The 14,395-nt window shown below is 42.5% G+C and carries 11 protein-coding genes; 4 read left to right on the forward strand and 7 right to left on the reverse strand.

Annotation, left to right across the window (positions count from 1 at the left end; translation table 11 throughout):
* Window positions 1-21 precede the first annotated feature (21 nt).
* Both OCV47_RS10950 and OCV47_RS10955 read right to left on the reverse strand, forming a co-directional pair.
* Entirely contained in the window at window positions 22-795 is a 774-nt protein-coding gene (locus OCV47_RS10950; protein ID WP_256300820.1) for an ABC transporter substrate-binding protein, read from the reverse strand.
* Complete coding sequence (locus tag OCV47_RS10955; RefSeq protein ID WP_256300818.1) at window positions 782-3,493, reverse strand: YfhO family protein; 2,712 nt, start codon at window positions 3,491-3,493, stop codon at window positions 782-784. Before OCV47_RS10955 ends, OCV47_RS10950 begins: the two co-directional genes overlap by 14 nt.
* Window positions 3,494-3,658: 165 nt before the next feature.
* Between OCV47_RS10955 and OCV47_RS10960 the strand changes: the two genes are divergently transcribed.
* Window positions 3,659-4,948 (forward strand): fibronectin type III domain-containing protein, encoded by a 1,290-nt coding sequence (locus OCV47_RS10960; RefSeq protein ID WP_256300816.1) that lies wholly within the window; start codon window positions 3,659-3,661, stop codon window positions 4,946-4,948.
* Between the two features lie 51 nt (window positions 4,949-4,999).
* On the opposite strand, the gene OCV47_RS10965 is transcribed toward OCV47_RS10960, so the two are convergent.
* The 5 genes from OCV47_RS10965 to OCV47_RS10985 are packed head-to-tail and all read right to left on the reverse strand — an operon-like array spanning window position 5,000 to window position 12,421.
* A complete protein-coding gene (locus OCV47_RS10965; RefSeq protein ID WP_262655116.1) occupies window positions 5,000-7,126 on the reverse strand; it encodes an RNA degradosome polyphosphate kinase in 2,127 nt (708 codons plus the stop codon).
* A gap of 13 nt (window positions 7,127-7,139) precedes the next feature.
* Window positions 7,140-8,654 carry a Ppx/GppA phosphatase family protein gene (locus OCV47_RS10970; RefSeq protein ID WP_256300812.1) on the reverse strand — a complete coding sequence of 505 codons (1,515 nt, stop codon included), beginning with the start codon at window positions 8,652-8,654 and terminating at the stop codon, window positions 7,140-7,142.
* 36 nt (window positions 8,655-8,690) lie between these two features.
* A complete protein-coding gene (locus tag OCV47_RS10975) occupies window positions 8,691-9,977 on the reverse strand; it encodes an ATP-binding protein (RefSeq protein ID WP_256300810.1) in 1,287 nt (428 codons plus the stop codon).
* Between the two features lie 13 nt (window positions 9,978-9,990).
* Window positions 9,991-11,121 (reverse strand): prephenate dehydratase, encoded by a 1,131-nt coding sequence (gene pheA, locus OCV47_RS10980; RefSeq protein ID WP_256300808.1) that lies wholly within the window; start codon window positions 11,119-11,121, stop codon window positions 9,991-9,993.
* Window positions 11,114-12,421 carry a bifunctional folylpolyglutamate synthase/dihydrofolate synthase gene (locus OCV47_RS10985; RefSeq protein ID WP_256300806.1) on the reverse strand — a complete coding sequence of 436 codons (1,308 nt, stop codon included), beginning with the start codon at window positions 12,419-12,421 and terminating at the stop codon, window positions 11,114-11,116. Before OCV47_RS10985 ends, pheA begins: the two co-directional genes overlap by 8 nt.
* Before the next feature lie 140 nt (window positions 12,422-12,561).
* Here OCV47_RS10985 and OCV47_RS10990 point away from each other — a divergent pair, with 140 nt between their 5' ends.
* The 3 genes from OCV47_RS10990 (at window position 12,562) to OCV47_RS11000 (ending at window position 14,385) form a co-directional block, all read left to right on the forward strand.
* Complete coding sequence (locus tag OCV47_RS10990) at window positions 12,562-12,939, forward strand: putative ABC transporter permease (protein ID WP_256300804.1); 378 nt, start codon at window positions 12,562-12,564, stop codon at window positions 12,937-12,939.
* 69 nt (window positions 12,940-13,008) lie between these two features.
* Window positions 13,009-13,929 carry an aspartate carbamoyltransferase gene (gene pyrB, locus OCV47_RS10995; protein WP_117449648.1) on the forward strand — a complete coding sequence of 307 codons (921 nt, stop codon included), beginning with the start codon at window positions 13,009-13,011 and terminating at the stop codon, window positions 13,927-13,929.
* 24 nt (window positions 13,930-13,953) lie between these two features.
* Window positions 13,954-14,385, forward strand: coding sequence for an aspartate carbamoyltransferase regulatory subunit (locus tag OCV47_RS11000; protein WP_117449647.1), 432 nt, complete (start codon window positions 13,954-13,956; stop codon window positions 14,383-14,385).
* Window positions 14,386-14,395: the final 10 nt, after the last annotated feature.

The following is a 14,395-nucleotide window of genomic DNA, read 5'->3' on the forward strand; positions in this document are numbered from 1 at the left end:
CATAAAATCTAAGTTCCTGTTTTATTCTGTTGTCGCTTCTTCCGTTTCTTCATTCTCTTCGCCCAGATATTTTTCTACGATCTTATCCAGTTCACCAGTCTCATTCATCGTAGCCAGAGCATCATTTATATCTGCAAGCAAGTCTTCTTTTTCTGCCCCTGTTGCAATCACAAAATTCTGTTCATCTGAAATCCGCTCGCAAATATACAGGCGCTCCTGCTGGCTGCAAAAATATCTTGCCGCTTTTTCATCCAGAACCAGTGCATCGACCTCACCTTTCTCCAATGCCTCCACAGCGTCCTCTTCTTTCTCATAAACAACTGTATGATCCGGGCTCAGTTCTTCTGCCAGTGAAGCGCCATGTAATGCATCCGCAGCTCCGACTTTTTTCCCTTCCAGATCTTCTTTCTGGAACTCCGGATATTCCTGTGCTGTCACAATGGCATAGTTCACAGACATATATCCATCTGAAAAACTCAGTGTCTCACTGTCCTCTTCCGGTTTTACAATTCTTCCCATGGCAATCTGTGTCTTCCCTGATTCCACTGACTCAAATATGGAATCAAAAGACATATTACAGATCTCCAGATTCATGCCCAGTTCCTCAGCAATCATCCTTGCGATCTCCATATCAATCCCAACAATTTCCTGATCTTCGCAATATTCATAAGGCGGGAAATCTGCATTTGTTGCCACACTTAAGGTTACTGTATGAGAAGCCTGCGCACACACTGGTACGGCCAGTGTGGCCGCTATACCTGTAACAGTCGGAATTATTTTTTTACTTTTCTTCATGTCTTTTTTTCCTCCTTATCATCAATGCTGCTACAAAGATTCCAAAGGAAACCACGGAAATCACTATACTTATACGGATTCCCGGCATTTCGTAGTGCAGTTCCACTGTATGTGTCCCTGCTTTGAGGTCCAGTCCCATATACATAATATTCACTTTTCGAATCGGTACTTTTTCCCCATCCACATAAGCACTCCATCCATTCTGGTATGGAATACTCAGGACCAGAAGCTGATCCTTTTCTGTATCTATCGTTCCGGATACGGAATTCATTTCTTCTGTTACATTCTCCAGCGAAGCGGCTTTCCTCTGCTGCACATATTCAGTCAACTTTTCCATTGGCTGACAATACACAGAAATATCATCTACCGTCATCGTACATTTTTTACCAAATCTGATCGTACAGTAAGTCTTTCCCTTCTCTGCATATCCCAAATTAAAAAGATAATCTTCCTGTCCTGTCGCATAGGTATTATAATCGCCATGATAATAATAAGAAATATCGTAGCTTCCCTCATCTGCATCAAAATAGAACCATACTTTACTGGCATTCTTCATACTCAGTGATTCCAGGTTGATATAAGTCTCCGAATCATCCAGACCATCGAACCAGATCGTCATCTCTGCATTCTTCTTCTTAACCTTTATCTCTTTTCCATCAAACGTAACACCATCGCTGCATTCTATTCTCTGTATCGGCACTTTTTGTCCGGATATGGTCAGTTCACTGGTATCCATCATGTAATTCTGATCCTGTACTGTCTCATTCTCCACAATTGCCGCCTGCAGCATGGCCTCCTGTCTTTGAGCCGTATCCAGTTTTTCCATATTCTCCCATGAAAGTACCTTGTCATAGCAGTATCCAAGTGGAAGTACATTCTGATTCTCGCAGATTGTATAATATACGTCATCCCGTAATACTTCTTTCACTTTTTCATATCCATATGGAATCTCACTGTCTGAGTCACTTTCCGGAACCTGATATTTGACACATGCAAGGGTATCCAGAAAGCCTCTTGCATCAAATCCTTTCACTCTGACCAGACTCCAGGAAGATAAGCCCATTTCCCGATAGAAATCTATCATAGACTTTGACAGGGTACTGGAATAATAAACGATTCCGTTATAGCCCAGCATCATGGACGCTCCCTGTACATTAGACTCACTTTTTCTGGAATAAGACCGGTAAAAGCCAGTGTCATCCAGTTCATCTAATACTTTCAAAGGCGTATCGGTGGCCTGCTCTATTACTTTTCCTGCTGTAGTAAATTCATGTGCCATACCTGCAAAATATCCGCAGTACCGATATACACCACTTACCCACAGAGAAATGACCACAATCACCGGGATCGCACTTTGCTTCATCCATTCCGGTATCTTTTTCCGGTAATTCAACATCAACAAAATTATCCAGGTTCCCAGGAATCCAATACCAGCCACTACCACAGAAGGTTTATACTCCTGACGAAGCAACAGTCTGCCGATTCCAAGATACAGATAGGGCAGTGCAAAGAGCAAGGTCAGCAACAGATCTCTTCCTGACATTTTTTTCAGTTCTTCTGACATCTTCGCTGTAATCACCGCCACAAGCATGGCAATGGCATAACACCAACGGTTATTCAATGCTCCAAATCCGCTGAATACCAATCCAAATGCAGGGATCAGACAGAATACCGTTCCTGTCACAAAAGCAGCTTTCAGTGTTTTATTCCCTTTTCGCAAAAACAGAAGCTCGACACAGATATAGGACAGAGGAATAAATCCGAGCCACATCCATCTGCCAGGTGTTATGGCAGCAGAAAGGAAACTCTGGTATAATTTTTCTATCCATCCGCTTCCATAGTTCCATAAAGAAATCCTCTGTTCTGCCGTTACTCCTGTACGTGAAGAAGTAAGGTAATCTGCGAAAGTATTGAAAAAAGTAATATTGGCTATGCCAATTCCCAACAGATATGACCCAATAATGGTGCGCATTCTCAGCAAGAATTCCCGGATACTTTTCTTTTCCTCTCCGCAGAAAAATCGTATCAGGAAATATACTCCCATCAGAAGCGTATTCATATAAGTGAAATAATAGCCACACCAGAGGCTTACTGCCACAAACATGGTACACAGATACCATCGTTTTTTCCGATAGATCTCTTCCATGGCCAGCAGCAGCATCGGAAGCGTCATCATTGGTATAATAAAATGGCTGTGACGCATCCCTGCAAACAGCCCATACCCGGAAAATACATAAACCATGCTTCCTGTCAGACACTGCCATCTGTCATAATGAAAATACTTCAAAAATATGGTCAGACTCAGTCCGGAAAGATAAAATCTCAGTACAATCAGAAAACCATATGCAAATTCCAACTGACTCTCATCGAACAACAGATAAAGCCAATATAACGGTTCTGTATGTAATGGCACAGAATCCCCCATGCCAATATGAAAATCATATATTCGGAAAGCCCGTTCTCCATTTAAAAGATTCTGCAATGTCTCCTTTACCCATGTAATAAAATAAGAAACTTTTGGTATATACTGAGAAGAGGCATCCGTGGTCCAGCAAAAACTCTTTTGATTCTCCAGGAACCACACAAAAACACCAGCCGAGACAAGTGCAAATAACAGTGTATACCATCCGAGGTATCCTGCTATTTTCTTTCTTTTCAATGTCTGCTGTTCTTTTTTGTATTCTTTATTTTCTATCATAAATTTTCCTTTTTTCGCTTATTTTTTATTCAAATTATATGGGAAAAAAAAATATATGTCAAGGTAAGCGCCTTTCGTTGCTTTTTACGTTTGACATCCCTTTTTTCTAACAGTATAATAAAATATACTGTTAAATTTATTATTTATTGAAAGAAAGGGAAAACTATGAAACGATACTTGAAAACGCTTTTTCCACTGATCTTTCTTATGGTCTGCCTGTGCTGTACTACTGCCAGTGCAGCTTCTGTGCCTGGGAAAGTAACTGGATTAAAAGCAACCTCCAGTGATGCTTCCATCAAATTGAAATGGAACAAAGCTTCCAAAGCAAAAAAATATGCAGTCTATCGTGTAGATAATAATGGCGGACAGGAAAAACTGGTGAAGAAAACCTCATCCACTTCCTGCACTGTAAAGGGCACCATCGGTGTTACCTCTTATTATAAAGTATGTGCTCTGAACAAGTCCGGTAAAAGTGGCGCTTTTTCTTCTGTAATTGCCGTAACACCACGGGTAAATGCACCTAAGACGCCATCTAACTTTTATCTGAAATCCAGAGGCAGCCTTTATGTTACCTTAAAATGGAGTCGTGTTAACAATGCAGGCGGATATGTGATCGAGTCTTATAATGAGAGCACCGGTTCTTATGATATAATCAAGACTATCAGTTCTTCCAAAACAAAAGAGACCTCCATCAAAAATCTGACAGAAAATACTACCTATAAGTTCCGCATCAGAAGCCTTCGTAAAGTGAATGGTTCTGTTATCTACAGCAGTCCTTCTGATGTCATAACCGTAAAGGCTGTCAAGTTCTCTTCCACTGTAAAATCTGTGCGTGCTCCTTACTATACCGTAAAAGTTAAGAAAACTGTGAATGCCAGCAATCTGTCCGGTGGAAGCAAAATTACTCTGAAGGCCGGTACAAAACTTGTTGTAAAAAGCAAACACGGTTCCAAAGTAAAAGGTTATACCAGTGATGGCTCCTCTATTCAGGTGAAGCGTTCCTTTCTGAAATATACCGGACTGGACAGTCGTGGTTCTGATTACTCCACTGAAGTAAAGGAACAATTCATTAACAGCAAAGGACTGGGAAGCAGAACAAAATATTTCATCTGGATTTCCCAGTATACTTATCGTACCAATATTTTTAAGGGTTCTGCAGGAAACTGGAAACTGGTAGGCAGTTATCCATGCATCGTTGGAAGCTGGAACAGTCGTACTTCATCTGGTATGCACCGGATTCTGAAGAAAAACGGTTCTGGTCAATATGGCGGTCCGGTTATTACTTTTACACCAGGCACCGGAACATCCAGCAATCCAAACGGAAATGCCTTCCACAATTTCGTCAACAGCAGCCGCGTAGGCGCCAAATCCCATGGCTGTGTACGTGTAAACCGAAGTGTTCTGAATTATATCTATAGTCATTGCCCGGTGGGCACATCCGTATACATTTATTAAAATACCAGACAGGCGGTTCATCTTTCATTGATGAACCGCCTGTTTTTCTAACTATTCTGTTAAAGACTCTTCTGGAATGAACACCCGGTCTTTTCCCGGTTCCTTTGGCAGCTTAGCCCTTTCTACTGCCTCCTGACAGAAATATTCCTGTGCACAGAGCCGCTTCTTTCCTCTCCGGTTCACCTTCACATAACTTCCATCTGGCTGTAAAATATGAGATTTCACATTGTCTTCCAGCTGAATCTGCAAAATATGCTCCAGTTCTGTTTTGAGCTTCTCATCTTCCACCGGGAATAAAATCTCTACACGTTTATCCAGATTTCGCGGCATCCAGTCCGCACTTCCCATGTAATACTCTTCCATACCATTGTTGCGGAAATAGAAGATTCTGGCATGTTCCAGGAAATTTCCCACAATTGAATGAACTGTAATGTTCTCACTGATTCCCGGGATTCCAGTCTTCAGACAGCAGATTCCCCTTACAATCAGTTCGATCTTCACACCTGCCGCAGAAGCTTCATAAAGCAATGCAATAATATCACGGTCACACAGAGAATTCATTTTGGCAATGATATGAGCTTCTTCTCCATTTCTGGCGTGTTCTGTTTCCCTTTGAATCAGTTCTGCGAAACGATCTCGCAGCCAAAGTGGCGCCAGGGACAGCTTATTCCAGTTCTTTGGTTCGGAATAGCCGGACAACATATTAAATACCGCTGTCGCATCTTCTCCGATCGGTTCAGCACAGGTTAACAGACCGCAGTCTGTATAGAGCTTTGCCGTGGAATCATTGTAGTTTCCGGTTCCCAGATGCACATATCTGCGAATACCATCTGCTTCTCGTCTTACCACAAGCGTTATCTTACTGTGCGTCTTCAGTCCCAGCAGGCCATAGATGACATGGCAGCCTGCTTTTTCCAGCATCTTTGCCCAGACGATATTATTTTCCTCATCAAAACGTGCCTTTAATTCTACCAGAACAGACACCTGCTTGCCATTTTCCGCTGCCTGTGCCAGTGCTGCAATAATTGGTGAATTACCGCTGACACGATACAGGGTCTGTTTAATCGCCAGTACGTCTGGATCTTTCGCTGCCTGTTTTACGAAATTCACTACCGGATCAAAGGTCATGTATGGATGATGGAGTAAAATATCCTGCTTCCGGATAGCTTCAAAGATATCCTCTGTATGCATCAGAGCCGGTACTGGCTGTGGAATATATTTTTTCTCCTTCAGTTTTTCAAATCCTTCCATTCCATATATCTTCATCAGGAATGTCAGATCCAGTGGTCCATTAATTAAAAAGATCGCATCATTTTTGATATCAAATTCCTTCTTGAGAATTTTCAGGAGCGGCTTTTCCATGCCTTCTTCCACTTCCAGGCGGATAACTTCTCCCCACTGTCTCTTTTTCAGCTGTTTCTGAATCTCTTTTAATAAATCCGCGGCTTCATCTTCTTCAATGGTCAGATCCGCATTTCGCATGATCCGGTATGGATGTGCGCAAACTACATCATAGTTCAGGAACAGTTTGCCAATATTCCGTTCGATGACCTGCTCCAGATGAATCACACTGCGCATTCCATCTTTTCCAGATGGGATCTCCACAATCCTTGTCAATACCGAAGGCACCTGTACCGTTGCAAACTGCGGTTCTTCTTCACTGCCTTTTTTTGAAATCAGTGCTCCTATATTCAATGTTTTATTACGAATCAAAGGAAACGGCCTGGAGGAATCCATGGCCATCGGAGTCAGCACAGGATACACATTCTCATCAAAATAACGATCTACATATTCTTTCTGAGCTTCTGACAATTCCTCATGAGTGGCAATGATCTCCAGCCCATTCTGCTTCAGAAGTGGTACCAGGCTGCGTTCATAAGTAGAATACTGTACATTCACCATATCATGTACGCGTTTCAGAATCAGATCAATCTGTTCCTGAGCTGTCATGCCGGCAATATCTTTCTTCGTATAGCCTGCATGTACCATATCTTTCAGGGATGCCACACGAATCATAAAGAATTCATCCAGGTTTGATGCTGTGATACTCAGGAACTTTAATCGTTCAAATAAAGGAATATTCTTATCTCTTGCCTCACTGAGTACCCGCTCATCAAAACTGATCCAGCTGTCTTCCCTGTTTCTGTAATAGTCCGGTTTGTAATACTCTGTATTCACCTGTGCTCCCTCCCTATAGATTCTTTTTCTTACGGATCATTGGCCGTACATGAAATACTTCTTCAAAATAGTCCGCTTTTGGTGGAAACAATCCTTTTTCCAGTGTGATATCTTCACTGGTATCCACCACAATTTCCAGCTGTGCGTCCTTTAAGATCAGCCGTACCTGCTCAAACTTCTGTTTATGACTGCGATCCAGTGCATTAGCCACACGTAAAATAGCTACCAGTTTCACAATCACCAGATAATCTTCTGGCCGCAGCTGCTGGGTCAGCACATCTTCCATGGTAAATTCTACTGTATTGTATCTTACTACGTTGGCAATAATGCTTCTTTCCGCAGTGGACAACCCAATAATCTCTGTTGCCATAATAATGCTGTAAGAACACTGAGCTGCATCTGATAAATTAATATATTTGCCGCAGCCGTGAAGAATCACTGCGATCTGCAAAAGCAGTCTCTGTCGCTCTCCCAGCCCGGAGATTTTCTTCATTTTATCAAAAATGGACAATGCCAGTTTTTCCAGATTGCGAATATGTCCTTTGTTTCCCTGATATCGTTTGGCAATGATACGGGCAGCTGCAATGATATCATCATTGAACTGATGTTCCGGCTTAATATAACGCATTTTCTGAGCATAGTCATAAGCGATTCCATCGCTTAATGAGGTGCCCGGCAGATAAATCGCCTCTGCTTCTAATTCCTCGATGATGCGTTTATAGATCGTAACAGAAGGAAGAATCAGAGAGGCACTTTCTGAAGGGATTCCATACTCCTTGGCAATCTCTTCCGGGTGCTTATAAATGATAGCATCGTACATGGCACGAAATTCTTCTGCCGTGACCTCATGCTTTTTCAGCAGTTCCAGGATGTAATCTCCGGTAATAATCAGGCACTTGATATCACGATCCTTCAGATACATCTTTTTAAAGCTTTCCAGATCATTATTGATCAGTTCTTCCACCATTTCCTCGGTATGAAGCGTTTCTCTGGAAAAATCTGCTACTTTCTCACGAATTCGCAAATTTCCGATACGGATATTCTGCGTGGTCACAAGCTTGTCATTATCAAATAAGCATACCTGCACACTTCCACCGCCTACTTCTACGATGGCTGTACCCTTCTGGATTATTTTGTAAAAGTCCTTTTCTCCAAAAGCAATCGACTTATAATCCAGGAATCTCTGCTCAGAGTTGTCCAGAATCTCCATATGAATTCCTGTCATATGTTCCACGTACTCAGCAAGCAACATATGATTCTCTGCTTCTCTGACCGCACTGGTGGCACAGGCACGGTAGACTTTTACCTTATATCCATTCATGATCTTTACAAAATCATTCAGTACTTTGCACAACTCCTCAATCTTGTCTACCCCGATTTTACCTGTGGTATAAGTATCCTTTCCCAGTTCAATCCGGTATCTGACATGATCGATCTCCTTGAACTCTTTCCGTGTCACATACTGAAAAATCTTCATTTCCACTTCATAGGAACCAACATTGATCGCAGCAAATAGTGTGACAGCCATCTTCTTTTCTCCTTTATTGTTATTGGTTTGAAATACTTACATCTTTCCCAGAAGGTAATCGATAAACTGCTGTGCGGTTCTTCCTGATAATCCGCCATGGGACAGTTCCCATTTATTTGCTTCCAGGAGCAGCTCGTCCTCGTCCATTACCACATGATTCTTTTCTGCAAGCGTTCTGACAATGTTCTGGAATTCTTTCTTACTTGGTGCGCAGAAGAAGATCTGCACTCCAAAACGATTCACCAGTGACAGCTTTTCCTGTACCGTATCAGAAGAATGAAGATCATCTCTTCTTTCCTCTTTATCGCTGAACTTCTCTCTTACCAGATGTCTGCGGTTGGATGTTGCATAAATCAGGATATTATCCGGCTTGCGTTCCAGTCCACCTTCAATCACTGCTTTCAGGTACTTGTATTCAATCTCAAAGTCTTCAAAAGACAGATCATCCATATAAATAATGAACTTATAATTACGGTTCTTTACCTGGGCAATCACATCATTCAGATCCTGGAACTGGTGCTTGTATACTTCAATCACACGAAGTCCCTGGTCATAGTATTTATTTAAGATTGCTTTGATACTGGAAGACTTTCCGGTTCCCGCATCTCCAAAAAGCAGGCAGTTATTCGCTCTTTTTCCTTTAATAAATGCTTCTGTATTATCAATCAGCTTCTGCTTTGCCGCTTCATATCCTACCAGATCTTCCAGGCACATATGAGCGATTCTGGTGATCGGCACGATCTTCACTCCCGCTTCGTCATGCACAATTCGAAAAGCTTTGTGCAGTCCCAGCTTGCCTACACCAAATTCTTTGTAAAAATGAATCATATGTTCCATAAATTCTTCCACAGAAACGGAAGCTTCCAGTTCCCGGGTCAGAGTATCGATACGGTCACGAATTCTCTGGTTGAATTGTTTTCCGGATCCACTGTTCTGATATGCTCTCAGATACTGCATACCGGTAACCCCCAGCTTTTCATCCAATTTTCCGAAATCAAACTGATACAGTGCACGGAGAATCTCAAAATCATGTCTGACCAGCTCATTAATCGTACCTTCTATTCTTCCTACAATCTCACAGGAAGTACTGAACACGTTCTCGTTGTTCACCAGCAGATAGGTCAGATAATTATGCCAGAGATTGCCGGCGAAGCCAAAGTTCCCGGCCATCTCAATCAGTCCGTGAGCAGTTTCATAATACATCTCTTTCAATACGCTGCTTTCTTCTTTTTCTTCGTAATGGTCCAATATCCAGATCATATCTTCAAAGATTCTTCCATCTTCAAAATTGCGATAGATCATTAATTCTTCTGTTCTTGTCATAGCTTGCTCCTGTTTAGTAATTTCCAAGTATTTTCATATTTGCCGCTTCTTCCGTAATGCCACGGATTGCATTTTTTACAGCGCTGTCATTCAGATTGCCTTCAAAATCCACAAAAAAACGATACTCCCAATTTCTTCCCGGAAGCGGGCGGGATTCAATCTTGCTCATATTCAGATTATTATAAATGAAATGGGATAAAATATTGTACAATGATCCGCTGTGATGTGGCAGTTCAAAGCAGATACTGATCTTTTTCGCATTCTTTTCAAAAATGCGCTGATTGGATACAATAATGAATCTGGTAGAATTCACATCATTTTCACAGAGATTCTCATCCAGAATCTCCAGTCCGAAAGTCTCTCCGGCAATCGCACTGGCAATTGCAGCCTGTGTCTTATCATGGTCTTCTGCCACCTTCTTAGCCGCACCTGCTGTATTCTCCAGTGCAGTCTGTGTCCAGTTGCGGTGACGATTCAGATACTGTTCACACTGCATCAGCGCCTGCTCATGAGAATAGACACTGCGGATATCCTCCAGCTTAGCCCCCGGACATCCCAGCAGCTTATGTTCAATTCTTATGATCTGCTCTCCAACAATGTAATCATCGTATTTCAATAACAGATCATAGATTTCACTGACAAAACCTGCAGTCGAATTTTCAATTGGAAGTACTGCAAAATCTGCCATTCCTTCTGAGATAGCGCTTAACGCATCTCTCCACTGTTTTACATGAAAGGAAGTGATCTCATCTCCAAAGAATGCTTTCATGGCTGCCTGACTGTAGGCACCTTCCACACCCTGAAATACAACCCGGACATTTTTCTTCTCCAGCTGCTCCACTTCTGTAAATGGCAGCTTACCTACCACACCTTTTTGGGTCAGCAGCTGATACTGAAGCTTACGGCTCATGGACATAATCTGCTGAAACAGTTCTTCGATTCCATGGCTGTTAAAATTATTATGTGTGAGCCCTTTTAATGTCTCCAGCTTGGAGTCCTCCCGTTCTTTATCAAAGACTTTCTTCCCTGTCTCAATCTTATATTCTGCCACCTGACTGCTGACAGCCATACGTTTTTCATATAAATCCACAATCTGACGGTCGATGTCATCGATCTGGTTTCTTAATTCTGATAAATCAATCATATATTACTACTGTTTTCCTTTCATTTATTGCTTTTCGGATCTCACCAAGGAAAGACAGGGAACCAAATGCCAGTACTACACCATCCGACCTTTTTGCCTGCTCCACAGACTCCTGAACCGCTTTTTCTATATTCTTTTCCGCATGAACCTGCGGACAATACTGCTTTGCAGCTTCTGCCAGTTCCTTTGCAGGCAGTGCCCTTGGATTGCCTGGTGTCTGAATAGTAATCACCGATTTTACATGGGGCAGAATACAATGCAACACCTGATCATATTCCTTATCCCGAAAAACCCCACAGATCGCATAGATCTCTTTATTTTTCAGGCACTGGCAAATGGATTTTTCCAATTCTGCTGCTCCATCCGGATTATGTGCCCCATCAATAATCACCATGGGATCTTTCTGCAGCACAGTAAATCTTCCATTCCATCGTGTCTTTGCGAATCCCTGCCGCATCTGCTCCTCACTGATCGAATAGCCCAGTTCCCTCAGCGCCTGCACACCAATATAGGCAGTCACCGCATTTTTGATCTGATAACTTCCACCAAGATAAATGCAGATGTCACGGTCATGACCATAAGAGAAGCTCTGCTCCTCCAGACCATAGCGGATGTCTTCTGCCTGCTCCCAGTCTGCTACTTTTAATACAGCATTGCAGCTTCTGGCTTTTTCTTCCAGCACAGCCATGGCTTCCGGTGCCTGCTTTGCAGATACTACCACCGTTCCCGGCTTAATAATGCCCGCCTTGTGTCCTGCAATCTCAGCCAGTGTATTTCCCAGAAATGCTGTGTGATCTTTGCTGATGGATACGATGACTTCCATCACCGTCGTGCGGATCACATTGGTAGCATCCGTGTCACCACCCATGCCAGTCTCCAGAACAACAATATCACAGTTCTGATCCACAAAATGTAAAAAGGCCATTGCCGTTTCCACTTCAAAAATCGTCGGATCCGGCATATTCTTTTCCCGCATCCGTTCAATAGCCTGCTTTATCTTTTCCACATAACAGCTCACTGCCTCACGGCTGATATATTCCTCATTTACCTGAATACGCTCCCGATAAGAAAACAATGTCGGGGATATATACCGTCCCACCCGGTATCCTGCTTCTTTTAAAATAGTAGACAGATAAGCCAGCACAGAACCTTTTCCATTGGTTCCTGCAATATGGATAAACTTCAGCTGATCCTGTGGATTCCCAAGTTCTGCCAAAAGATGTTCCATACTCTCCAGTCCGAGCACAATTCCGGTTTTATTCATTTCCTCCAGATAGCTTCTCGCTTCCTCGTATGTCATAATTTCTCCTCATTTGATACTTCATTACTTTTCCTGCCTGTCCTCTGTTCTTATGGACACGGCATATTATTTTTTAGTATATCATACCTCATCTTTTTTTCAAGTAGCATACTTTTTCGCTTTCTGGACATACTGACTCTATGAAGAACTTTATGAAATGCGGCATCTGTGGCTGGTGTCTGGAGCTTCTCTGGACCAGCCTGCATTCCCTGTCCCGCCAGGATTATAAGATGATCGGTCATTCTTCCGTTTGGATGTTCCCGATCTATGGCATGGCTGCCATCATAGGACCGCTGTCCAGAAAACTGAAAAACCAAAATATCGCTCTTCGTGGTATACTCTACATGAATGGCATCTTTACCATGGAGTATCTGACTGGTACCCTTTTAAAAAAACATAATCTCTGTCCCTGGGATTACAGCAATGCTCCTCTGAATTTTCATGGTGTCATCCGTCTGGACTATGCCCCTGTCTGGTTTCTCACAGGGCTTCTGTTTGAAAAAGTTGTAAAACACTGATTTTTCTGCTTGCTATTTTAAACTTTTCGTGTATACTGTTTACAGAGTATACGAAAAGGAGATAATTAGATGAGACATTTGATGAACCCTTTAGATCTTACCGTAGAAGAAATCGACGGTATTCTTGATCTTGCGAATGACATTGAAGCGAACCCTTCCAAGTATTCACATAAATGTGATGGCCTTAAAATTGCTACTTTATTTTATGAACCAAGTACACGCACACGACTCAGTTTTGAAGCTGCTATGATCAATCTGGGTGGTCAGGTACTTGGTTTTTCTTCGGCCGCCAGCAGCTCTGCTGCCAAAGGAGAAAGCGTTGCTGATACGATCCGCATGATTTCCTGCTACGCAGACATCTGTGCGATCCGTCATCCAAAGGAAGGTGCTGCCTATGTAGCTTCCACCAAATCATCCATTCCTGTCATCAACGCAGGCGACGGCGGACATCAGCATCCTACCCAGACGCTTACCGATCTGCTGACTATCCGTTCCCTGAAAGGACACCTGGATAACCTGACCATTGGTTTCTGCGGAGACCTGAAATTCGGACGTACGGTTCATTCTCTGATCCATGCCATGATCCGTTATCCAAATGTACGCTTTGTCCTGATCTCTCCGGAGGAGCTTCGTGTACCAAGCTATATCCGTGAAGATGTTCTGGCTAAAAACAATATTCCTTATAAAGAAGTCGTTCGTCTGGAAGACGCCCTTCCAGAACTGGATCTGCTCTACATGACCCGTGTGCAGAAGGAACGTTTCTTCAATGAAGAGGATTATGTACGTATGAAGGATTTCTATATCCTGGATAAAGAAAAGATGAAACTGGCCGGACCTGATATGCTGGTTCTCCATCCACTTCCTCGTGTAAACGAGATTTCTGTAGAAGTTGATGATGACCCACGAGCAGCCTACTTCAAACAGGTCCAGTACGGCGTCTATGCAAGAATGGCCCTGATTCTGACACTGTTGAAATGGCGCGACCAGTAATTCGAAAAAGGAGTGTGAAAACTTATGTTAAATGTAGGACAGTTAAACGAAGGATTTGTTCTGGATCATATCGAAGCCGGCAAAAGTATGACCATTTATCATTATCTGAAGCTGGATGAACTGGACTGTACTGTTGCGATTATCAAAAATGCCACCAGCAACAAAATGGGCAGAAAAGACATCATCAAGGTGGAATGTCCGATCGATATGCTAAATATCGATATTCTGGGATTCATTGACCACAATATTACGGTAAATATTATCAAAGATGGGGCGATTGTTGCTAAAAGGGAACTGACTCTTCCAAAAAAGATTGTCAATATCCTGAAATGCAAGAATCCGAGATGTATCACTTCTATTGAACAGGGACTGGATCAGATCTTTACTCTGACCGATCCGGAAAAAGAAGTATACCGCTGCAAATACTGTGAACAGAAATACGGCAGCGGACAATAAATAGCTGTGA

Origin of the sequence: Muricoprocola aceti (assembly GCF_025567005.1) — a bacterium.
GTDB classification, from domain to species: Bacteria; Bacillota; Clostridia; order Lachnospirales; family Lachnospiraceae; genus Marvinbryantia; species Marvinbryantia aceti.

What these genes read in the sequence shown, in the direction of transcription:
- OCV47_RS10950 (WP_256300820.1), bottom strand. Translation starts at nt 795, where the DNA reads ATGAAGAAAAGTAAAAAAATAATTCCGACTGTTACAGGTATAGCGGCC.
- OCV47_RS10955 (WP_256300818.1), bottom strand. Translation starts at nt 3,493, where the DNA reads ATGATAGAAAATAAAGAATACAAAAAAGAACAGCAGACATTGAAAAGA.
- OCV47_RS10960 (WP_256300816.1), top strand. Translation starts at nt 3,659, where the DNA reads ATGAAACGATACTTGAAAACGCTTTTTCCACTGATCTTTCTTATGGTC.
- OCV47_RS10970 (WP_256300812.1), bottom strand. Translation starts at nt 8,654, where the DNA reads ATGGCTGTCACACTATTTGCTGCGATCAATGTTGGTTCCTATGAAGTG.
- OCV47_RS10975 (WP_256300810.1), bottom strand. Translation starts at nt 9,977, where the DNA reads ATGACAAGAACAGAAGAATTAATGATCTATCGCAATTTTGAAGATGGA.
- pheA (WP_256300808.1), bottom strand. Translation starts at nt 11,121, where the DNA reads ATGATTGATTTATCAGAATTAAGAAACCAGATCGATGACATCGACCGT.
- OCV47_RS10985 (WP_256300806.1), bottom strand. Translation starts at nt 12,421, where the DNA reads ATGACATACGAGGAAGCGAGAAGCTATCTGGAGGAAATGAATAAAACC.
- OCV47_RS10990 (WP_256300804.1), top strand. Translation starts at nt 12,562, where the DNA reads ATGAAGAACTTTATGAAATGCGGCATCTGTGGCTGGTGTCTGGAGCTT.
- pyrB (WP_117449648.1), top strand. Translation starts at nt 13,009, where the DNA reads ATGAGACATTTGATGAACCCTTTAGATCTTACCGTAGAAGAAATCGAC.
- OCV47_RS11000 (WP_117449647.1), top strand. Translation starts at nt 13,954, where the DNA reads ATGTTAAATGTAGGACAGTTAAACGAAGGATTTGTTCTGGATCATATC.